Annotated in this window: 21 protein-coding genes; 5 read left to right on the top strand and 16 right to left on the bottom strand. The window is 62.4% G+C overall.

Annotated elements, in window-relative coordinates; genetic code table 11:
* Nucleotides 1–3: 3 nt before the first annotated feature.
* Genes pdeM through GJW30_RS09125 form a run of 4 tightly spaced genes read right to left on the bottom strand, consistent with a single transcriptional unit; the run spans nt 4 to nt 4639 of the window.
* Complete coding sequence (gene pdeM / locus GJW30_RS09140; protein WP_096354489.1) at nt 4–705, bottom strand: ligase-associated DNA damage response endonuclease PdeM; 702 nt, start codon at nt 703–705, stop codon at nt 4–6.
* On the bottom strand, nt 702–3245 hold the full coding sequence (locus GJW30_RS09135) for a ligase-associated DNA damage response DEXH box helicase (RefSeq protein WP_096354487.1): 2544 nt from the start codon (nt 3243–3245) through the stop codon (nt 702–704). Before GJW30_RS09135 ends, pdeM begins: the two co-directional genes overlap by 4 nt.
* A 38-nt stretch (nt 3246–3283) precedes the next feature.
* Nucleotides 3284–3679, bottom strand: a complete 396-nt coding sequence (locus tag GJW30_RS09130) for an MAPEG family protein (protein WP_096354485.1) — start codon at nt 3677–3679, stop codon at nt 3284–3286.
* Between the two features lie 24 nt (nt 3680–3703).
* Nucleotides 3704–4639 carry a class I SAM-dependent DNA methyltransferase gene (locus GJW30_RS09125; RefSeq protein ID WP_096354483.1) on the bottom strand — a complete coding sequence of 312 codons (936 nt, stop codon included), beginning with the start codon at nt 4637–4639 and terminating at the stop codon, nt 3704–3706.
* 49 nt (nt 4640–4688) lie between these two features.
* On the opposite strand from GJW30_RS09125, the gene GJW30_RS09120 reads away from it, so the two are divergent.
* From GJW30_RS09120 to GJW30_RS09105, 4 genes are all read left to right on the top strand, one after another.
* Entirely contained in the window at nt 4689–5717 is a 1029-nt protein-coding gene (locus tag GJW30_RS09120) for a ligase-associated DNA damage response exonuclease (RefSeq protein WP_096354481.1), read from the top strand.
* Nucleotides 5714–7357, top strand: a complete 1644-nt coding sequence (locus GJW30_RS09115) for a cisplatin damage response ATP-dependent DNA ligase (RefSeq protein ID WP_096354479.1) — start codon at nt 5714–5716, stop codon at nt 7355–7357. Before GJW30_RS09120 ends, GJW30_RS09115 begins: the two co-directional genes overlap by 4 nt.
* A gap of 64 nt (nt 7358–7421) precedes the next feature.
* Entirely contained in the window at nt 7422–7703 is a 282-nt protein-coding gene (locus tag GJW30_RS09110; RefSeq protein WP_096354477.1) for a DUF6460 domain-containing protein, read from the top strand.
* 137 nt (nt 7704–7840) lie between these two features.
* On the top strand, nt 7841–9100 hold the full coding sequence (locus GJW30_RS09105) for an MATE family efflux transporter (RefSeq protein WP_096358747.1): 1260 nt from the start codon (nt 7841–7843) through the stop codon (nt 9098–9100).
* On the opposite strand, the gene GJW30_RS23200 is transcribed toward GJW30_RS09105, so the two are convergent.
* The 6 genes from GJW30_RS23200 to ahcY form a co-directional block, all read right to left on the bottom strand.
* Nucleotides 9101–9319 carry a DUF3551 domain-containing protein gene (locus tag GJW30_RS23200; protein WP_430727181.1) on the bottom strand — a complete coding sequence of 73 codons (219 nt, stop codon included), beginning with the start codon at nt 9317–9319 and terminating at the stop codon, nt 9101–9103. It abuts the gene before it with no gap.
* 68 nt (nt 9320–9387) lie between these two features.
* Nucleotides 9388–9666: a DUF3551 domain-containing protein gene (locus tag GJW30_RS09095; protein ID WP_096354473.1), complete on the bottom strand. Its 279-nt coding sequence runs from the start codon at nt 9664–9666 to the stop codon at nt 9388–9390.
* A gap of 3 nt (nt 9667–9669) precedes the next feature.
* On the bottom strand, nt 9670–9945 hold the full coding sequence (locus tag GJW30_RS09090; protein ID WP_096354471.1) for a DUF3551 domain-containing protein: 276 nt from the start codon (nt 9943–9945) through the stop codon (nt 9670–9672).
* A 102-nt stretch (nt 9946–10047) separates the two neighbouring features.
* Nucleotides 10048–11193, bottom strand: a complete 1146-nt coding sequence (locus GJW30_RS09085) for an O-antigen ligase family protein (RefSeq protein ID WP_157746717.1) — start codon at nt 11191–11193, stop codon at nt 10048–10050.
* A 110-nt stretch (nt 11194–11303) separates the two neighbouring features.
* Nucleotides 11304–12137 carry a glycosyltransferase family 2 protein gene (locus GJW30_RS09080; protein WP_157746716.1) on the bottom strand — a complete coding sequence of 278 codons (834 nt, stop codon included), beginning with the start codon at nt 12135–12137 and terminating at the stop codon, nt 11304–11306.
* Between the two features lie 22 nt (nt 12138–12159).
* On the bottom strand, nt 12160–13599 hold the full coding sequence (gene ahcY / locus GJW30_RS09075; RefSeq protein WP_096354465.1) for an adenosylhomocysteinase: 1440 nt from the start codon (nt 13597–13599) through the stop codon (nt 12160–12162).
* A 196-nt stretch (nt 13600–13795) separates the two neighbouring features.
* Here ahcY and GJW30_RS09070 point away from each other — a divergent pair, with 196 nt between their 5' ends.
* Nucleotides 13796–15391 (top strand): ABC transporter substrate-binding protein, encoded by a 1596-nt coding sequence (locus GJW30_RS09070; protein ID WP_096358746.1) that lies wholly within the window; start codon nt 13796–13798, stop codon nt 15389–15391.
* Between the two features lie 6 nt (nt 15392–15397).
* On the opposite strand, the gene GJW30_RS23195 is transcribed toward GJW30_RS09070, so the two are convergent.
* The 6 genes from GJW30_RS23195 to GJW30_RS09040 all read right to left on the bottom strand — a co-directional run bounded on the left by GJW30_RS23195 (nt 15398) and on the right by GJW30_RS09040 (nt 18874).
* Nucleotides 15398–15619, bottom strand: coding sequence for a type II toxin-antitoxin system RelE/ParE family toxin (locus GJW30_RS23195; protein WP_430727122.1), 222 nt, complete (start codon nt 15617–15619; stop codon nt 15398–15400).
* 58 nt (nt 15620–15677) lie between these two features.
* Nucleotides 15678–15896, bottom strand: coding sequence for a hypothetical protein (locus tag GJW30_RS09060; RefSeq protein ID WP_096354459.1), 219 nt, complete (start codon nt 15894–15896; stop codon nt 15678–15680).
* A gap of 18 nt (nt 15897–15914) precedes the next feature.
* On the bottom strand, nt 15915–16208 hold the full coding sequence (locus tag GJW30_RS09055; protein WP_096354456.1) for an HPr family phosphocarrier protein: 294 nt from the start codon (nt 16206–16208) through the stop codon (nt 15915–15917).
* Nucleotides 16205–16606 (bottom strand): PTS sugar transporter subunit IIA, encoded by a 402-nt coding sequence (locus tag GJW30_RS09050; protein ID WP_096354453.1) that lies wholly within the window; start codon nt 16604–16606, stop codon nt 16205–16207. Before GJW30_RS09050 ends, GJW30_RS09055 begins: the two co-directional genes overlap by 4 nt.
* Before the next feature lie 124 nt (nt 16607–16730).
* Entirely contained in the window at nt 16731–17168 is a 438-nt protein-coding gene (locus tag GJW30_RS09045) for an HPr kinase/phosphorylase (RefSeq protein ID WP_096358745.1), read from the bottom strand.
* Nucleotides 17169–17170: 2 nt separating this feature from the next.
* Nucleotides 17171–18874, bottom strand: a complete 1704-nt coding sequence (locus GJW30_RS09040) for a sensor histidine kinase (protein WP_245408701.1) — start codon at nt 18872–18874, stop codon at nt 17171–17173.
* Between the last annotated feature and the right edge of the window lie 28 nt (nt 18875–18902).

The following is an 18902-nucleotide window of genomic DNA, read 5'->3' as shown; positions in this document are numbered from 1 at the left end:
GCCTTAGAGGCAGTTCGCCGAGCCGATCGCGTAAACGCGCTCCTCGCCGAGCACATGCGCCATGAAGGCGCGATCGAAGATCGACGCAAACGCACGGTCGCGGATCGAGAGGCCGCCCGCGTAAGCGCCAAAAGCCGGCATCACGAGTCGATTGCCGTCGCCCGCGAAACACCGGCGGCGCATCGAGCGGCCGCGGCCCGCAACGATCGCGACCGGATGCAAGTGCCCGCTGACTTCGCCGACCGCGTTCTTCTTCGCGGCGATGTGGCGGAAAGTAACGCCGCCGACTTCGAACGAATCCGCCGAGAGCCCGCCGAGATTGGTCAGCGGCTCCGGATCGTGATTGCCGGTGATCCAGATGAAGTCGCGGCCGCGCTGCATGTCGGCGAGCATCGCGCGGTTCTCCTCGGCGAGGCGCCCTGCTCCGGTGCGATCATGGAAGTTGTCGCCGAGCGAGACGACGACTTGCGGAGCGTAGCGCGCGACGACGGCGCCGAGGCGGCGAAGCGTGTCAGTCGTGTCGTACGGCGGGACGAGTTGGCCGCGTGTCGCGAAGGCGGAGCCTTTCTCGAGATGCAGATCGGAGACGACGAGCAGGCGCTGCTCCGGCCAATAAAGAATGCCGGCGACGTCCGCGACGCATTCGGCATCGCGGATGCGCAGAACCGCACCGCCTCTTACGGGTAGCGTGACCGCTACATTCATCCCATCGCCTCTTTGACCAACTCTTCGGCGACCTCGGTCAAGAAAGAGTCAGCATCTTCGCCGGCCACATGTTCGCGGCCTATTTCGAGCAATACCGGCACCGCAAGCGGCGACACGCGCTCGAGCGCTTTATGGATGATTCGGCCACGGATACGCGAGAGCAATTGTCCGACGCGGCGGATATCGAGCTGGCCCGTTGCGGCCTCTTGCGCGCTGGCGCGCAGAAGCATGTGATCCGGCTGATGTTTTCGTAAAACGTCGTAGACGAGATCGGTCGAGATCGTCATCTGACGTTGTGATTTTTCCTTACCGGGAAACCGGCGCTCGATCAGACCCGCGATGATCGCGCAGTTGCGGAATGTGCGCTTCATCAACGCGGACTCGGCGAGCCAAGCATCGAGGTCGTCGCCGAGCATGTCCTCGTCGAACAGCGCATCGAGTTTCACTTCGCCGCGCGCGATCCGCTGCGAGATATCGCCAACGCACCAAATTGCGAGCGCGTATTCGTTGGCAACGAAGCCGAGCGGCCGCAGCCGCGCGCGCTCCAGCCGCCTTGTCAGCAGCATGCCGAGCGTCTGATGCGCGAGGCGGCCTTCGAACGGATAGCAGACGAGGTAGTGACGGTTCGAGCGCTCGAATGTTTCGACCAGCAGATCGCCGGCGGGCGGAATGACCGAGCGCCACTTTTGCAGTTCGAGCCACTCGCGCACTTGCTCGGGCAAATGCTTCCATGCATTCGCATCCGCGAGTAGTGCACGCACGCGCGACGCCAAGTAAGTCGACAGCGGAAATCGCCCGCCTGCGTAGGACGGCACTTTCGCGTCGCTGGAGGCAGCACGCGAGACGTAAACCTCGTTCTCGACCAGCGCTTCGTATTTCAGAATTTCGCCGCCGAAGACGAAGGTGTCGCCATGCACCAGCTGCTCGATGAAATATTCCTCGATTTCGCCGAGCACGCGACCGCCTCGCGAAATCGCGCCAGTGTGGCCGGACGCATTGCCGCGCGAGCGCACGAGGCGAACTTTAAGCGTATCGGATTCGACGATGGTGCCGACATTCATGCGATAACTCTGCGCGATGCGCGGATGCGCGACGCGCCAGCGGCCGTCCTTGCCTTGGCGGATTTTCGCGAAGCGCTCGTAGCTTTTCAGCGCATAGCCGCCGGTCGCGACGAAATCGAGCACGCTGTCGAAATCGTCGCGCGTCAGATCCGCATAAGGCGCGGCGCGACGCACTTCCTCGAACAGATCGTCGGCGTGAAACGGCTCGCCGCAAGCGCGCCCCAGCATATGCTGCGCCAGCACGTCGAGCGCGCCGGTGCGCAGCGGCGGCGTATCCTGCGCATTGTCCTCGACGGCTTCGATCGCGGCACTGCATTCGAGCACCTCGAAGCGATTGGCCGGCACAAGAATGCCGCGAGACGGCTCGTCAAGGCGGTGATTGGCGCGTCCGATCCGCTGCATCAGGCGCGACGAGCCCTTCGGCGCGCCGACATTGATGACGAGATCGACGTCGCCCCAGTCGACGCCGAGGTCGAGCGACGACGTACAAACGACGGCGCGGAGCTTTCCGGCCGCCATCGCGTCTTCGACCTTGCGCCGCTGCGTCACATCGAGCGAGCCGTGATGCAGCGCGATCGCGTGGTTCTCTTCGTTGATGCCCCAGAGTTCCTGAAACAGGAATTCGGCCTGCGCGCGCGTGTTGACGAAGATGAGGCTCGTGCGGTGCTTGCCGATGAGATCGTAGACCTCCGGCAGCGCGTGACGCGCCATGTGACCGGACCACGGCAGATGTTCTTTGGTGTCGAGCATCGAGACATGCGGCTGCGCGCCCGCCTCCGCGATGACGAGATCGCTGTGCCACGCCGCGCCGTCGCGCTGCGGCACGAGGAAACGGCAGAGCTCATCCGGCTCCGCGACCGTCGCGGACAATCCGGTGGTCGCGAGATTGGGCGCCAGTGCGAACAGACGCGCGAGGCCGAGCGAAAGTAGATCGCCGCGCTTCGACAACACCAGCGAATGCAGCTCGTCCAGAATGACGCGGCGCAGGTTGCCGAACAAAAACGGGGCATCTGCGGTCGCGAGCAGCAGCGCAAGCTGCTCCGGCGTCGTCAGCAGAATATCCGGCGGATCACGCCGCTGGCGCTGGCGCTTCGACACCGGCGTGTCGCCGGTGCGTGTTTCGAGCCGGATCGGCAGATCCATCTCGTCGACCGGCCGTTCGAGATTGCGCGCGATATCCACCGCGAGCGCCTTCAGCGGCGAAATGTAGAGCGTGTGCAGCCCGCCTTCGCGCGCGACACCGCTGCCGGTGGAGCGCAGCTTTGTGGGTTCCGCTTTTCTGCTGCGGCGATCGGCGAGCTCGACAAGCGTCGGCAAAAAGCCCGCAAGCGTCTTGCCGGCACCGGTCGGCGCGATCAGCAGGACCGACCGCCCCTCACGCGCACGCGCCAGCAGTTCGAGCTGATGCGCGCGCGGCGCCCAGCCGCGGCTTGCGAACCAGCGACGGAAGTTTTCGGGAAGTTCGGCGCGATCGGACACCGGGTAGAATTAATGCCCGCTCGCGCGTTACGCCAGCGTCAGCGCGTCAGCAGTGCAGCGAGGAGCAACACGATGCCGACCACCGAAACGCCCCAGACCGCAGTGCGGAGCGCCGAAATACCGGCCGCATAGATCGGCACGTAGGCGACGCGGGCCCAGAAGTAGAGCATCACGCCCCAGGTGGTCATCCAAGAATGCACGTTGAGCGCATGCGCAACGAGAACCGCAGCGGCGAAAAACGCAAATGTCTCCAGGAAATTCTTGAAGGCGCGTTCGAGCCGGCCGGCGACTGGGCTGAGTTCCCGCCGCGTCGTATCGCGCGGGCCCATATTCCAGCGCAGGCCGCGGTCCATGGTTCCGGCCATCGCGGCGGCCATAAGTTGGATGATGCCAAGAATGATGCTGAAGACGAGATACTTGAGTTCGATCGTCATGCTTCCCCCCCAATGTTCTTGACGTCACTCTCGCACGGCGACGACGATGAGGCCAGGGACAGCGCGGCCGCCCTCTTGGCGGGTCGAATTCGGTTCGACGTGAAGCGGCAGAAACCCGCATGCCGCAAGCGTTCTCTCGACGTAAGGCCGGGCGTGAGCGTAACGCAGCTTTTCACCGAGGACGACGCCGTCCCCGTCATGGGCCTCGACCGAAAACGCGAACAGGCCGCCCGGCTCTATAACGCGGGCGAGGTCTCGGAAGAGCGGTTCAAGGTCGCCGAGATAGACGAGCGCATCAGCCGCGATGACGAGATCGTAGCTGGCGTCGTCGCGCGTTCGCACATGCTCCAGCATTTCGCCGACATGAACGGCGGCGTAGCAGCTGCGCGCCTCGGCCAGCGCGACCATCGCGGGCGAGAGGTCAACGCCTTCGAGGCTTTCGACCTTCGGCCCGAAAAGTTCCCCGGCAAGGCCGGTTCCGCAACCGAGATCGAGCGCTTTTCGGAACGCGACATCGCGCTGTCGCTGCTGACAGACTGTGGCCACAGCCTCGCATAAAAGTTCGGGGCCACGATACGCGAGGCCTTTGATAAGGGCGCGGTCGAAGTCGGGCGCGTATTGATCGAACACCGAGCGGACATAGGCGGCCGACATGGCGCCTTCCGCGGGTGCAGCACCAAGCCGCGCGAGTCGGACACCGGCCCCCATGCGATCGTCCGGATCGGCGGTGCGGGCTTGCACGAAGGCTTCGATCGCGGTGGCGTTGTCGCCGAGCCGCTCGCGGACATCGCCGAGCGCATACCAAGCGGAGGCGAAACCCGGCGCGCGTTCGGCGGCCTGCGCGTAGAGATCGGCGGCGGCGGCGAGATCGCCGCGCTCGGCGAAATCTTGCGCGTATTCATAGCGGCGATCTGCGATGAGATCGCCGGAGAACAAAAACAGCGGCGGGCGGTTGTTCAAGGCTTACGTTTCCTTAGCGTTGCCGCCTTCTATACATATCTAAGGTGCCATGCGTCCTGAAGAATTGCTGGTCTCGACCCCCCAGGGGCTCTACTGCCCGCCGGGCGATTTTTACATCGACCCGATGCGCCCACAAAAGCGTGCGCTGATTACGCATGGGCATTCGGATCACGCGCGCGCCGGCCACACATCCGTGCTGGCGACGCGCGAGACGCTCGACATCATGACGATCCGCTGCGGCGCAAACTTTGCCGAGAGTATGCAGGCAGCGCCGCTCGGCGAGACGCTGGATATCAATGGGGTCAACGTCACGTATCATCCGGCCGGACACATTCTCGGGTCGGCGCAGATCTGCGTCGAGCGCAACGGCTTTCGCATCGTCGCGTCGGGCGATTACAAGGACGTGCGCGATCCGACGTGTCTGTCGTTCGAACCGATCCGCTGCGATGTCTTCATCACCGAAGCGACGTTCGGTCTCCCTGTGTTCCGTCACGGAGATCCGGCGAAGCAGATCGAGAAGCTGCTGGCGTCCGTGGCTTTGTTCCCGGAGCGCGCGCATCTCGTCGGCGCTTATGCGCTCGGCAAAGCGCAGCGTGTCGTCGCGCTGCTGCGCGAGGCCGGATACGCGGCGCCGATCTATCTGCATGGCGCGATGGAAGCGCTGATGAAGTATTACGCGTCGCAAGGTGTCGATCTCGGCGAATTGCGTCTCGTGCGCGATGCGAAGAAGGACGAGCTTGCCGGCACGATCACGTTGTGCCCGACATCGGCGTTGCAGGATCGGTGGACGCGCCGCTTTCCGGAACCGCTGTCAGCCTACGCATCCGGCTGGATGCGCGTGCGGGCGCGCGCGCGACAGAACGGCGTCGAGCTTCCGCTGGTGATTTCGGATCATGCGGATTGGGACGGGCTCTGCGCATCGATCCTGGCGACCGGGGCATCGGAGATTTGGGTGACGCACGGCGAGGAAGACGCTCTCGTGCATTGGTGCGAGACGCGGCAGTTGCGTGCGCGGCCTTTGCGGCTCGTCGGCTACGGCGAAGAGACCGACGAAGCGCCCGCGGGTGAGCCCGCATGAACCGCTTCGCCGCGCTGATCGACCGTCTCGCCTACGAGCCGAGCCGCAACGCGAAGCTGCGGCAGATGACGGAGTATTTCCGGACAACGCCGGACCCGGATCGCGGCTATGCGCTCGCGGCGCTGACCGGTGCGCTCTCGTTCACGCATGTGAAACCCGCGCTGATCCGCACGTTGATTTCAGATCGTGTCGACCCCGAACTGTTCGCGATGTCTTACGATTACGTCGGCGATCTGTCGGAGACCGTCGCGCTGATGTGGCCGATATTGCCGGAGCAACGGGAGGCTGTGGAAGCGCCGTCTTTGTCCGAGGTCGTCACCACCCTGGCGTCGTTGGGCAAGAGCCAAGCGCCGGCACAGTTGACGCGATGGCTCGACACGCTCGACGAGACGGGGCGCTGGGCGTTGTTGAAGCTCGTCACCGGCTCGCTCCGTATCGGAGTATCGGCGCGTTTGGCGAAGACGTCTGTCGCCGCGCTCGGCGGCATCGAAGCGAACGATGTCGAGCTTGTGTGGCCAGGGCTCGAGCCGCCGTACGAAGAACTCTTCGCCTGGGTCGAAGGGCGCGGCGAGAAACCCGCGAATACGAATGCGGCGCCCTTCCGTCCCGTCATGCTCTCGCACGCTATCGAAGAGCCGGAGCTCGCAGCGCTCAATCCTGACGAATATTTCGCCGAGTGGAAGTGGGACGGCATTCGTGTGCAAGCCGTTGCGGGGACTGACGCCGACGGCAAGCATGTCGCGCGGCTCTATTCCCGCACCGGCGAGGACATCTCGAAGAGTTTTCCGGAACTCTGCGACACGTTGAAATTCAACGGTGCGATCGACGGCGAGCTCCTCGTCGTGCGCGACGACCGCGTGCAGACGTTCAACGTCCTGCAGCAGCGGCTCAATCGCAAGACGCTATCCGCGAAACTGATCGAGGAATTTCCCGCGCATCTGCGCGCCTACGATCTCCTCGCCCACGACGGCGAAGACTTGCGCGCGTTGACGCTTGCCGAACGGCGGCCGCGCCTCGAAGCGCTCGCGAAGGCACTCGACGAGCCTCGCATCTCGCTCTCGCCCATCATCGCATTCAAGGACTGGCCGCAGCTGATCGCGGCGCGTTCCGATCCGGCGTCCGCCGGTGCCGGAGACGATGCGGATGCGGTCGAGGGCGTGATGCTGAAGCGGCGTGACGCGCTCTACGTTCCGGGACGTCCGAAAGGCCCGTGGTGGAAGTGGAAGCGCGATCCAGCGATCGTCGACGCCGTGTTGATGTACGCCCAACGCGGCCACGGCAAACGCTCGTCCTATTATTCCGACTACACGTTCGGTGTCTGGACCGAAGGCGAAGACGGCGCGCAGCTGGTGCCGGTCGGCAAGGCTTATTTCGGCTTCACGGACGAAGAGCTCGTCGACATCGACAAATTCGTCCGCAACCACACCGTCAACCGGTTCGGGCCCGTGCGCGAAGTCGTCCACGAGCCGAACCAAGGGCTCGTGTTTGAAGTCGCATTCGAGGGTTTGCAGCGGTCGACCCGGCATCGCTCGGGCGTCGCAATGCGCTTCCCGCGGATCAGCCGGCTGCGCTGGGACAAGCGACCGGTTGATGCCGACCGGCTCGAGACGCTGGAAAAAATGCTCGCCCCTTCACGTTAGGCGACCCTCTCCCTATTTGCGCCACCGCTGCGGTATAATCGCTGCTGCGCAAGAGGGATTCGTGATGCAAGAAGGCTTTCTGGGCCGCTTCCTGGGGGGACCACCGACGGCAGTCGCCTTTCGGCTGATCCTGCTGTCGATTTTGGTCGGCGTCGTTTTGGCGGCGCTCGGCCTGGACCCGGCGAATATTTTGCGCAGCGTGGAACGTCTCTTTCGCGGCGTCTGGGAGATGGGCTGGGACGCCGTCTCGTGGGTGTGGCGTTACTTTCTGCTCGGCGCCGTTATCGTGCTGCCGATCTGGTTCGTCGCGCGCCTCGTGAAATCGGGCTCGCGCCAAGCGCGATAGTTCAGCAGAACTGATCGAAGCCGCGGGTCTTTTCATGAGACGCCGCGGCTTCATCGTTTAAGATACACGTCGTGCACGACCTATCCCCCCGCCCCGTCGACGTGACCCACCGCCGCGTTCTCGCGATCGCGGCGCCGATGACACTCGCGAATCTAACGACGCCGCTTCTCGGCATCGTCGGCACGGCGTTGATCGGGCAACTCGGGCAAGCTCATCTGCTTGGCGCGGTCGCGATCTCCGCCGTCGTGTTCGATTGCATCTTCTGGCTGTTCGGCTTCTTGCGCATGGGCACCGTCGCGCTCACCGCGCAGGCGATGGGCGCGCACGACATCGCGGAGCAACGCACCGTGCTGGCGCGCGCGCTGCTGCTCGCGTTCGGTATCGGCCTCACCATCGTCGTGCTGCAGATTCCGATCGGCGAGATCGCGTATCGCACGATGGGCGCGAGCCCGGATGTGACGGCAGCGGCGAAGACCTACTTTGCGATCCGCATTTGGGCGGCGCCGATCACGCTCGCGAACTACGCGGTGCTCGGCTGGTTGATCGGACAAGCGCGAACGGATTTCGCGCTTGGCCTGCAGGTGCTGATCAACATCGTCAACATCGCGGTGACGGCGCTGCTCATCATGGGCTTCGAAATGAGCGTCGCCGGCGCGGCGCTCGGCACCGTGATTGCCGAAGCTGTCGGCCTTGCGGGCGGACTCGCAATCGCGGCGTGGCTCGGCCGCGGCGCACCGCCGATCAAACGCGAAGCGTTGTTCGACCGCGCCAAATTCGTGCGCATGCTGGCGGTCAACCGCGACATCATGATCCGCACGGCGGCTTTGATCACCGCGTTCGCGTTCTTCACGGCGCAGAGCGCACAGCAAGGCGACACGATCCTCGCGGCCAACGCGGTGCTCAACAATCTCGTGATGATCGCGGCTTACTTCCTCGACGGCTTCGCGATGGCAGCGGAACAGTTGTGCGGCCACGCCGTCGGCGCGCGCAACGAGACTGCGTTTCGCCGCTCGACGAAGCTTTGCATCGGTTGGGGCTTTGGCCTCGCGGTGATTGTCGCGCTGGTGTTCTGGCTGTTCGGCACGACGCTGATCGGATGGATGACGGCGAGCCCGGAAGTTCGCATTGCGGCCGAAGCGTTTTTGATGTTCGCGGTCATCGCTCCGATCGCTGGAGTGTTTGCCTACGCGTATGACGGCATCTTCATCGGCGCGACGTGGACAGAGGACATGCGCAATTTGATGCTGCTGTCGCTCGCAGCATATTTCGCGGTGTGGTGGGCGCTATCGAGCTACGGCAATACGGGGCTGTGGATCGCGCTGGTCGTCTTGCTAGGCGCGCGCGGCGGATTGCAGGCTCTGCGCTATCCGGCGCTGATGCAAAAAACGTTCGGCTAATCAGCGGCGACGTTTGGTCGGAGCGCCGGGTGGCGGCTCCGGCTGAGACTGCGGCGCTGTTTCAGGCGCTTGAGCAACATACCGCGGATTCGGGAAACACCAGCCGCGATTTAGGGATGCTTCGGCGCGGCATTCTTCGAATGTCGAGAACGGGCAAGAAATTGATTGCCCTTGCTCCGACGACTGAATGCCCATGCACCACGGATAGCGTGATGCCACAGACTGTGCGCTCGCCGCGGAAATTCCGGCGAGCAGCAATGCAACCGCGGCGACCCATCGCACAAAGATCAAGAACGAGCGGGCCGGCGATAGCGGCGCGGTTCATCGTCGTAATCCGAACCGGTATAGCGCGGGTTCAGCATACACCAGCCGCGCATGCCGCCCGTGGTCTCTTGGCGGCACTCTTCGAAAGTGCGGAAGTTGCAGCTGAACGACTGACCGCCCCACGATTGGAAGCCGGCACACCAGCGATACGGCGAACCGGCCGGACCGCCTTGCGCCGAAGCGGGCGAAGCGATCAACGCGAGGCCGAGGGCGGCTGCAGATAAGGTCAAGATATTGCGCATGGCTTAGTACCTCCGGGAACGGCGGCGTGGCGGCGGCGGCTCGTCATATTGCTCGTCTTCCCACCAAACGCCGGATCGGCGGCCGGCCGACCAATTTGGGCGGCATGATCCGCCGACGCCGCTGACGGCGGCAAGGCACTGTTGGAAAGAGTAGTAGTAGCAATTCTGATAAGCGCTGCGGCCGCCCGCTTCCGCACACCAAGAGCCCTGCTGGGCGGCGGCCGGAGCGGACAGCGCCGCGAGCGCGAGGCCCACGGCGGCACAATAGCGTTTGAACATTTCGAATCACCTCAAAGGCGGAAACCGTTGTCGGCCGGTAATCTAGCGCCTCGGATTGGGGAGGGCCAGAGCCGAAGGACCTGCAAAACGATAAGTGATTGGTTAGGCTTCAAGTTCCTTACCGGGCGCGGGAGATTGCATCAGCATGCCGCCGCAGACGCCGACGCCCAGGATGTAGATCCAGGCATGGACGAAATCGAATAGGTGGTTGTTGAATAATCCGCCAACGACGTTCTGAGTCACCACCGCAAGGCCTATCCATGCAACCAGCGACTCGCCGCGGAACAGCAGGCCATGGGTGATCCACATAGCGAACAGCATGATGACGCCAATGATCCCGAGCTGGATTGCAATATTGAATGTTTGATTATGCGCGTTGTGGGCGACAATCCCGCCGAGTCCCTCTCCCTTGGCTAGACGCGCGAACGTTGTCGGGATCGATCCGGCCCCGTGGCCGAGAATGGGCGCATCTTGAACAATAGCGACGGATTTTCGCCAGAACTCGAGACGCTCTGCGGTTGATGATCGATCGGTAGAGTGAGCCGAATAGGCAGAAGCTTCGTTGAACGTCAGCATGACGCGGTTGCGTACGGTCGATGAAGACATCCAAACGGCGCCGGCGAGAACGATGATGCTGCCGATAACTGCTGCCGCGTGGACGGCGCGCAGACGCGTCAATGCGAAGACGATGCAGAGTACCGGCAGGACAACAAGCGCTGTGCGACTGGTCTGGATGTAAAAGACGTTGAACAAAAACGCGAGCGCGAGCGCGATCAGTGCAGCGGCTTGGCCGTAAGCGCTGACACAGCCTCGCTGATACGCGAAAGCGAGCAACCCAACCGCGCACAAGACAAACTGACCGTTCTGCGAGATGTAATCTTTGACGGGCACGCCGTAATAAGTGGTGCGACCGCCCAATCGGCCGTCACCAAATATCACCGTGGCATAGGAGACGATGAGAACGACCGTGCACGAGACTAGAAACGCCAGCAGCACCCACCACCCTCGCCTCGATCGGCTGAACTGGATGAAAACCAACACGATGAGTACGAGCTTCGCGAAGGGACCAACGCCCTTGAACCGCTCCACCCACGTCGGCGCTTCTGACCAAAGGACACTGAGAAGCGCGAGAGCGACGAAGCCAAGAACAACATAAGCTTGCGGACGGCGAACAGTCTCGCGCACCGATGCGCGATCAAGCGTAAATAAAAAGGCGATGCCCCAGAATGCTGTGAGGAAGCTCGTCACTGACGTCGACCACGGCACCGAAGCCGCGAGCGCAATCGCCCAAAAGTCCGCCGCATCATTGAAGAACTTGCGCAAGTTGAATCGCGCCGCAGTATTTAGCGTTGTATCCGTCACGATGGCACCGCATCCGAGGTGATGGCTGAAAGCCCGGCCACGGCCCTGATACGCGAACTCACGCGCGTTTCTTCAAGACGCGCATCATTTGCGTTTTGCCCCGAGCGATCAGCCGCTGGGTGCCAAAGATGGATAAGACCAGTCATGAACTCACCGATCTTATGTCGCACACCGGCGCGAACTAAACGAACAGCAAGATCAGAGTCCTCGCGGCCCCAACCGACGTAGCTAGCGTCGAAGCCATCGATGCGAGCGAAGTCACTGCGCCAGATGCCGAGATTGCAGGAGCGCACATTTTGCCAAGACTTAGGGGCAATCTTGCGCAACGGACCCAATGGCAACTGGAGCAGCGGAGCGAGCCGATTAATGCCGCCCGAGCGGCGCTCGCGTGCCCAGCGCGCAAAATCCCAGCTTGCGAGTTGTGCTTTCTCTTCGAGAACCCGTTGGGTCAGCGCCTCGCTCAAGAGCGATCTGTTTCCACTGACAAACCAACCCGGCTCGGCGAGACGGCGGTGGGCCGCAACGAAATCTGAGCGCGGGACACAGTCGCCGTCGAGAAACACGAAATAGTCACCGCAGCTCTTGAGTACGGCGCGGTTGCGACACAGCGCGGCGCGGAAGCCGCGGTGCTCTTGCCAAACGTGGTGCAGCGATACTGGAAAGCTTTGTTGTCGAGCGGCAATTATTCGCGCGGTATTTTCGCCAGAGCCATCATCCGCGATGATGATCTCGAAATCCCGGTCGCTCTGCATCGCGAGCGCGCGCAACGTCGTGTCGAGCGCGCGCTCCTGATTACAGGTCGTTACGATGAGAGAGATGAGGTCTGCCACAGCTCTCTTTATAACGCTTTAATCAATAACGATATGTGTCCGCCTTGTATGGACCCGCGACCGAAACGCCGATGTAGTCGGCCTGGTCTTTTTTCAGCTCGGTCAGGTTGACGCCGATCTTTGCGAGATGGAGGCGCGCGACCTTCTCGTCGAGCTGCTTCGGCAGCACGTAGACCTGTTTTTCGTACTTATTCGCCTTGGTCACGTGGTTCTGCCAGAGCTCGATCTGCGCGAGCGTCTGGTTGGTGAACGAGGCGGACATCACAAAGCTCGGATGCCCCATCGCGTTACCGAGGTTCACCAAGCGGCCCTCGGACAGCAGAATCATGCGCTTGCCGTCCGGGAAGGTGATCTCGTCGACCTGCGGCTTGATGTTGTTCCACTTCATATTCTTCAGGGTCGCGACCTGAATTTCGTTGTCGAAGTGGCCGATGTTGCAGACGATGGCGCGATCTTTCATCGCGCGCATGTGATCGATCGTGATGATGTCCTTGTTGCCGGTCGCGGTGACGAAGATATCGGCGATCGGCGCCGCGTCTTCCATCGTGACGACCTGGTAGCCTTCCATTGCGGCCTGAAGTGCGCAGATCGGATCGACTTCCGAGACCATGACGCGGCAACCGGCCTGGCGCAGCGAAGCGGCCGAGCCTTTACCGACGTCGCCGAAGCCGGCGACCATCGCGACCTTGCCGGACATCATGACATCCGTGCCGCGGCGGATGCCGTCGACCAGCGACTCACGACACCCGTAAAGGTTGTCGAACTTCGACTTCGTGACCGAGTCGTTGACGTTGATGGCCGGGAACAGGAGCTTGCCGGCCTTCGCCATATCGTAGAGGCGGTGCACGCCCGTCGTCGTTTCTTCCGAAACGCCGTGGATGTTCTTGGCGACTTCGGCGAACCAGCCCTTCGGCTTTTCCTTCAGGAGACGCTTGATGAGCGCGAAGAAGATCACTTCCTCGTCCGAACCGGGCTTGTCGAGGAATGCGGTGTCGCCCTGCTCGGCGCGCAGGCCGAGGTGAACGAGCATCGTGGCGTCGCCGCCGTCATCGAGGATCATGTTGGGGGTGCCGCCACCGTGCCAATCGAACAGCTTCGCGGTGTAGTCCCAGTACTCTTCCAAAGTCTCGCCCTTCACGGCGAAAACCGGAATGCCGGCCGCCGCGATCGCAGCAGCGGCGTGATCCTGCGTCGAGTAGATGTTGCAAGAGACCCAGCGGATATCGGCACCGAGCGCTGCGAGCGTCTCGATGAGCACCGCGGTCTGAATGGTCATGTGCAGCGAGCCGGCAATGCGCGCGCCCTTGAGCGGCTGCTTCGCCCCGTATTCTTCGCGCGTCTGCATCAGGCCCGGCATCTCAGTCTCGGCAAGCGAGATTTCCTTGCGGCCGAAGTCTGCGAGGCCGATGTCGGCGACTATGTACTCATTGGCAGGCGCGGCTTTTTTGGCGGCGGCGGTCATGACGATCCTTTGGGTTGTCGGAAACGGAGACAGACGGCCGACCTGGCCGCAGTGTTGGACGGGGTCATAGCAGCCGTGCTGGACGGAGGCAATAAGGATATAAAGATTTCTTTATATCGAACTCGGACTGGCGTGAACCCAGTGGCACGGTGGTTGCTCGATAGGTGAACAGCCCTGCCACCGGGAGTTGAAAACAATGAACTTTCCGCGCCTCGCCATCGCCGCTGCCTGCGTTTTCATCACAGGGGCACCGGTGCTTGCTCAGGGTACGCTGCGGATCGGGATGACGGCGTCCGACATACCGCTGACCACTGGCCAGACCGACAACGGCGGCGAGGGCATGCGTTTCATGGGCTACACGGTCTACGACGCGCTCATCAATTGGGACCTCTCGCGTGCCGATAAAGCGTCCGACCTGACGCCGGGCTTAGCGACCAGCTGGGCGGCGGACGCCGCTGACAAAACGAAATGGGTTTTCAAGCTGCGCGAGGGCGTAAAATTTCATGACGGCTCGGACTTCAACGCCGACGCAGTGGTGTGGAATCTCGACAAGATCATCAAGAAGGACTCTCCGCAGTTCGATCCCCGCCAATCCGGTCAGGGCCTCACGCGCATCCCAGCGGTCGCATCGTATCGCGCGATCGATCCGATGACGGTCGAGATCACCACAAAGACGCCTGACGCGACGCTGCCGTATCAGATCGCGTGGATCATGTTCTCGTCGCCGGCGCAGTTCGAGAAGGTCGGCAAGAGTTGGGATGCGTTTGCGCGCACGCCGTCCGGCACCGGACCGTGGAAGCTCGAGAAGTTCACGCCGCGCGAGCGCGCCGAGATGGTTCCCAACAAAGACTATTGGGACAAGAAGCGCGTGCCGAAGCTCGATCGTCTCGTCCTGCTGCCGCTGCCGGAAGGCAACGCGCGCGTCGCGGCTCTGCGTTCGGGACAGGTCGACTGGATCGAAGCGCCGCCGCCGGATGCTGTGCCGGCCTTGAAATCGGCGAAGATGCAGATTGTCACCAACGCATATCCGCATAATTGGACATGGCATCTTTCACGCACCGAAGGTTCACCGTGGAACGACATCCGCGTGCGCAAGGCCGCGAACCTCGCGGTCGATCGCGCCGGCATGAGCGAGATGCTGTCGGGGTTGATGATCCCGGCACAAGGCTTCTTCCCGCCGGGGCATCAGTGGTTCGGCAATCCGACGTTCAAAGTTCGTTACGATGTCGCGGAGGCAAAGAAGCTGATGGCGGAAGCCGGCTACGGGCCGCAGAAGCCGCTGAAAACGAAGGTGCTTATTTCGGGTTCAGGCTCCGGCCAAATGCAGCCGCTGCCGATGAACGAATATCTGCAGCAAAGCCTCGCCGAAGTCGGCATTCAGATCGAGCTCGAAGTCGTCGACTGGAATACGCTGATCAACATTTGGCGTGCCGGCGCGAAGCACGACAGCTCACGCGGCGCCGCCGCAATGAACTACTCTTACTTCATCCAGGATCCGTTCACGGGCTTCATTCGTCACGCGCAGTGCAACCTCGCGCCTCCGGGCGGCACCAATTGGGGTTTCTACTGCGATCCTGAGATGGACAAGCTGCTCGCCGACGTGCGTTCCGCGTTCGATCCGGCGGAGCAGAATAAGGTGCTGCAGAAGGTGCATGAGAAGTTTGTCGACGAAGCGCTTTTCCTCATGGTGACGCATGACGTCAACGCGCGCGCGATCAACCCCAAGGTGAAAGGCTTCGTACAAGCGCAAAACTGGTTCCAGGATTTCTCGCCGATCAGCATGGCACCTTAGGGCAAATCACAGCTTCCATGGACGTCTCGAAGCATGCCGAATGTGAAGGATCAGAACACTGCTACGCCGCGCGCGATAGTAGATTTTGAAAGGATACCGAACCAGCGAAAACATGCGAATGTCGGGACGAGTGGTCAAACATGGCGCGGCGCCCGGATAAGCCGCGATATGGGCGATGGCTCGTTGGATACGGATTTCGAGAAGCGCACTGGATGCGGGACTGAACACTTTGCTGGCCAAGGCGATTTCGCCCAGATCTTTCTCGGCGCGGATTGAAAATTGAACGTCACGCACGCCGAAATAGTCGGAAAGCCTTTTCTATATCTTTTGGGTTTGCAATTCCGCTGCGCTCCGCGTCCTCGATAGCGCGAAGCTCCTCTTCGGAAGCGTCGTACGTCCGACTATGTCGCGTTTCGATCGCCTCGGCGATCTCGAGCAGCTCAGCCTTGTCTTCTTCAGGCCAGTCTTTCGCGCGATCCAAGACATCTTTCAGTTTGTTGATCATGCGAAGACTATATCACGGTTATTCTTCCTCGTGGAAGCGGTCGGCGAGCAAGGCCTCGATCGCGGCCATCGCTTCTGCGGCTTGCGCGCCGCTGGTCTCGACCGTGATCGACGAGCCGATGCCGGCCGACAGCATCATGAGACCCATGATCGATGAGCCGTGCACAGTCTCGCCGTTGCGCGTCACCTTCACTTCGGCATCGGGAAAATTTTCGACCGTCTGCACGAATTTCGCCGAAGCGCGGGCGTGCAAGCCTTTTTTGTTGAGGATCGGGAGCTCGCGGACGAGCGGTTGGCCGTTCGCTTCGCTCATTTGCCGGCGAGCACCCGGCTCGCGATCGTGATGTATTTGCGGCCGGCTTCCTGCGCCTGCGCCACAACTTGCGCGAGCGGCGCAACGTCGCGCACTTTCGCGAGTTTGATGAGCATCGGCAGGTTGATGCCAGCGATCACTTCGACTCCGGGACGACCCATCACGGAGATTGCAAGGTTCGACGGCGTGCCGCCGAACATGTCGGTCAGGATCGCGACGCCGTCACCGGTGTCGACACGCTGAACCGCATCGATGATATCGCGACGCCGTTGTTCGACGTCGTCTTCCGGTCCGATCATGACAGACTCAACCTGTCGCTGAGGACCCACCACATGTTCCAGCGCCGCTCTGAACTCGGCGGCCAACCGGCCATGGGTTACGAGAACCAATCCGATCATTCACAATCCTGGCGGCATGAGCCGCGCACGGGCGCCATCATCGCAAGACGGTCGCGAGAGGCAAGACCCTACGTCACAAATTTGATACTTGGCCACCCAAGGACAACCCCTTAGCCGCGTGACTTTATGCCACGCGGAGCGCTGCTAGCAGCACGGGTAGCGGATCGGCGCAAGAGGGAAAAGCGTATCGCGGCAGCCGAATCCCGCTGATTTCGGCGGTTATGGTTGTCTCCGGCATGCGTTCCGCATCAGGCGATGCGAGATCCGTAACCCAGCCGACGACGGCGCACTGCTCATAAGGAATATGGCGAATGCCCTCACCGCGCACTTCGATCATTCCGGCGATTGGCTCCGGCACGCGCGCGATCAACCGATCACCGGCGACATCGAGATAGACGCGGTCATCGGCAACGAGTCGCGCGAATGGCAGAAGCCCCTGCTCGCTCGCCGCGATGAGACGCAACGCAAGCGTCGTCTTTCCGCTGCCGGACGCACCCCGGATCAGCAACGCACGTGCGCCTACGAGGACTGCGGTCGCGTGGATAGTTTGGTTGCTCGTCACAATCACGCGGCGGGCAGCACGACCGTGAAGCGTGCGCCGACGATGCGCGACTCGCCGCCCGGCGTCGGGATCGTCCGGTTCTCGGCCCAGATGCGGCCGCCATGCGCTTCGATGATCTGCTTGGAGATCGAAAGACCGAGACCCGAATTCTGTCCGTAAGCCTGATCGGGACGATCCGTGTAGAAGCGCTCGAAGATCTTCTCCAACGCGTCCGGCCGAATGCCCGGGCCGTCGTCGTCGACAACGATCTCGGCCTCGGCACCGAGGCGGCGAGCGGACACGCGAACCGTGCTGCGATCGGGCGCGAAGGAGCGGGCGTTGCCGATAATATTGTCGACGACTTGACCGAGGCGCGAGTCGTGCCCCGGCACGACGAGCTTCTTCGGATCGCCTTCAAGCGCGAGCTTGATCTGAATCTCGTCGTCGCGCTTCACTTCGTTCGCGACGTTGACGACCATGTTGAGCAACCGAACGAGATCGACAGCTTCCGCTTCTTGACGCTGAAGCTCGGCATCGAGGCGGCTCGCATCGGAGATGTCGGTGATCAGGCGGTCGAGGCGGCGCACGTCGTGTTCGATGACAGCGAGCAAGCGCTTGCGGCTGTCGTCGCTTTTGGCGAGCGGCAACGTTTCCACTGCGGAGCGAAGAGACGTGAGCGGATTTTTCAGTTCGTGCGAAACGTCCGCCGCAAAACTCTCGATCGCTTCGATGCGGCTGTAGAGCGACTTCGTCATATCGCGCAGTGCGCCGGACAAATGGCCGATCTCGTCGCGGCGATTGGTGAAGTCTGGGATCTCGACGCGGCCGCGGATACGCCGGCGCACACGTTCGGCGCCTTCGGCGAGACGCCGTACCGGTCCCGCGATAGTGCCGGCGAGCAGCACCGAGAGCAGCACCATCACGCCGGCGGCGATCAAAAAGATTTTCAGAATCGCCAGACGCTCGGCCTCGACGATCTGGTCGATGTCGCCGCCCTGCGTCGACAACAGCAGCGCGCCACGCACGGCGCGGAAACGTTGGATCGGCACCGCGACGGAGACGATCGCGTCACCGCGATCCGTCATGCGGACGATGCTGGCCTTCTGTCCGCCGAGCGCGAGTTCGACTTCCGGGTAGCCTTTGCCGTTACCCGGCCCGAGTTCGACGTAAGCCGGAAGATCGCCGCGCCCGAACCACTTGCGGATGCTGATCCAAAGCTTCTCGAAGAACTTGCGGCGTTCCGCGGTCGGCGCCGGAAGATCGAAGCGCAGCACGTCGCCGCGGCCGTAGAGATTGCGGCTGTCGAGAACGAGCGAACCTTCGCGATCGTAGATGCGCGCGCGCGTATTCGTCGGCGAGATGAGGCGTCGCAAAATCGGCGTGACGCGTTCCGGGTTGATCGGAAATTCGAGTTGTGTCGCGGGATCGTCCGGACCATAGGTCTCGCCGGTCTGCAGCTCGACGAGCTTGTCGGGATCGATCGTGATTGCGTCGGTGTCTACCGTGGCGGACGCCGCGATCGCGCCCGCGATAATCTCGCTCTGCACGAGCAAGCTCTGCACACGCGCGTCGATGAGGCCGGCTCGGAATTGCGAGAGATACAGAATGCCGACAACGAGTGCGAGCAGCCCCGCGATGTTGAGCGAGACGATGCGCCGCGTGAGCGACGAGAACACTTGCGCGAAGAGAAAACGGCCGAAACGCCGGAGCCAGCCGAAACGGCGCATAGGCCCGCGCGTCTCCGCGGTTTGCACC

The organism is Variibacter gotjawalensis, assembly GCF_002355335.1.
Lineage (GTDB): Bacteria > Pseudomonadota > Alphaproteobacteria > Rhizobiales > Xanthobacteraceae > Variibacter > Variibacter gotjawalensis.
Note: the sequence above shows the minus strand (reverse complement) of the source record. Positions and strands in the feature narration are given on the sequence as shown.

What these genes read in the sequence shown, in the direction of transcription:
- GJW30_RS09050 (WP_096354453.1), bottom strand. Translation starts at nt 16,606, where the DNA reads ATGATCGGATTGGTTCTCGTAACCCATGGCCGGTTGGCCGCCGAGTTC.
- GJW30_RS09055 (WP_096354456.1), bottom strand. Translation starts at nt 16,208, where the DNA reads ATGAGCGAAGCGAACGGCCAACCGCTCGTCCGCGAGCTCCCGATCCTC.
- pdeM (WP_096354489.1), bottom strand. Translation starts at nt 705, where the DNA reads ATGAATGTAGCGGTCACGCTACCCGTAAGAGGCGGTGCGGTTCTGCGC.
- GJW30_RS09110 (WP_096354477.1), top strand. Translation starts at nt 7,422, where the DNA reads ATGCAAGAAGGCTTTCTGGGCCGCTTCCTGGGGGGACCACCGACGGCA.
- GJW30_RS09070 (WP_096358746.1), top strand. Translation starts at nt 13,796, where the DNA reads ATGAACTTTCCGCGCCTCGCCATCGCCGCTGCCTGCGTTTTCATCACA.
- GJW30_RS09060 (WP_096354459.1), bottom strand. Translation starts at nt 15,896, where the DNA reads ATGATCAACAAACTGAAAGATGTCTTGGATCGCGCGAAAGACTGGCCT.
- GJW30_RS09120 (WP_096354481.1), top strand. Translation starts at nt 4,689, where the DNA reads ATGCGTCCTGAAGAATTGCTGGTCTCGACCCCCCAGGGGCTCTACTGC.
- ahcY (WP_096354465.1), bottom strand. Translation starts at nt 13,599, where the DNA reads ATGACCGCCGCCGCCAAAAAAGCCGCGCCTGCCAATGAGTACATAGTC.
- GJW30_RS09095 (WP_096354473.1), bottom strand. Translation starts at nt 9,666, where the DNA reads ATGCGCAATATCTTGACCTTATCTGCAGCCGCCCTCGGCCTCGCGTTG.
- GJW30_RS09130 (WP_096354485.1), bottom strand. Translation starts at nt 3,679, where the DNA reads ATGACGATCGAACTCAAGTATCTCGTCTTCAGCATCATTCTTGGCATC.
- GJW30_RS09090 (WP_096354471.1), bottom strand. Translation starts at nt 9,945, where the DNA reads ATGTTCAAACGCTATTGTGCCGCCGTGGGCCTCGCGCTCGCGGCGCTG.
- GJW30_RS09115 (WP_096354479.1), top strand. Translation starts at nt 5,714, where the DNA reads ATGAACCGCTTCGCCGCGCTGATCGACCGTCTCGCCTACGAGCCGAGC.
- GJW30_RS09105 (WP_096358747.1), top strand. Translation starts at nt 7,841, where the DNA reads ATGACACTCGCGAATCTAACGACGCCGCTTCTCGGCATCGTCGGCACG.
- GJW30_RS09040 (WP_245408701.1), bottom strand. Translation starts at nt 18,874, where the DNA reads ATGCGCCGTTTCGGCTGGCTCCGGCGTTTCGGCCGTTTTCTCTTCGCG.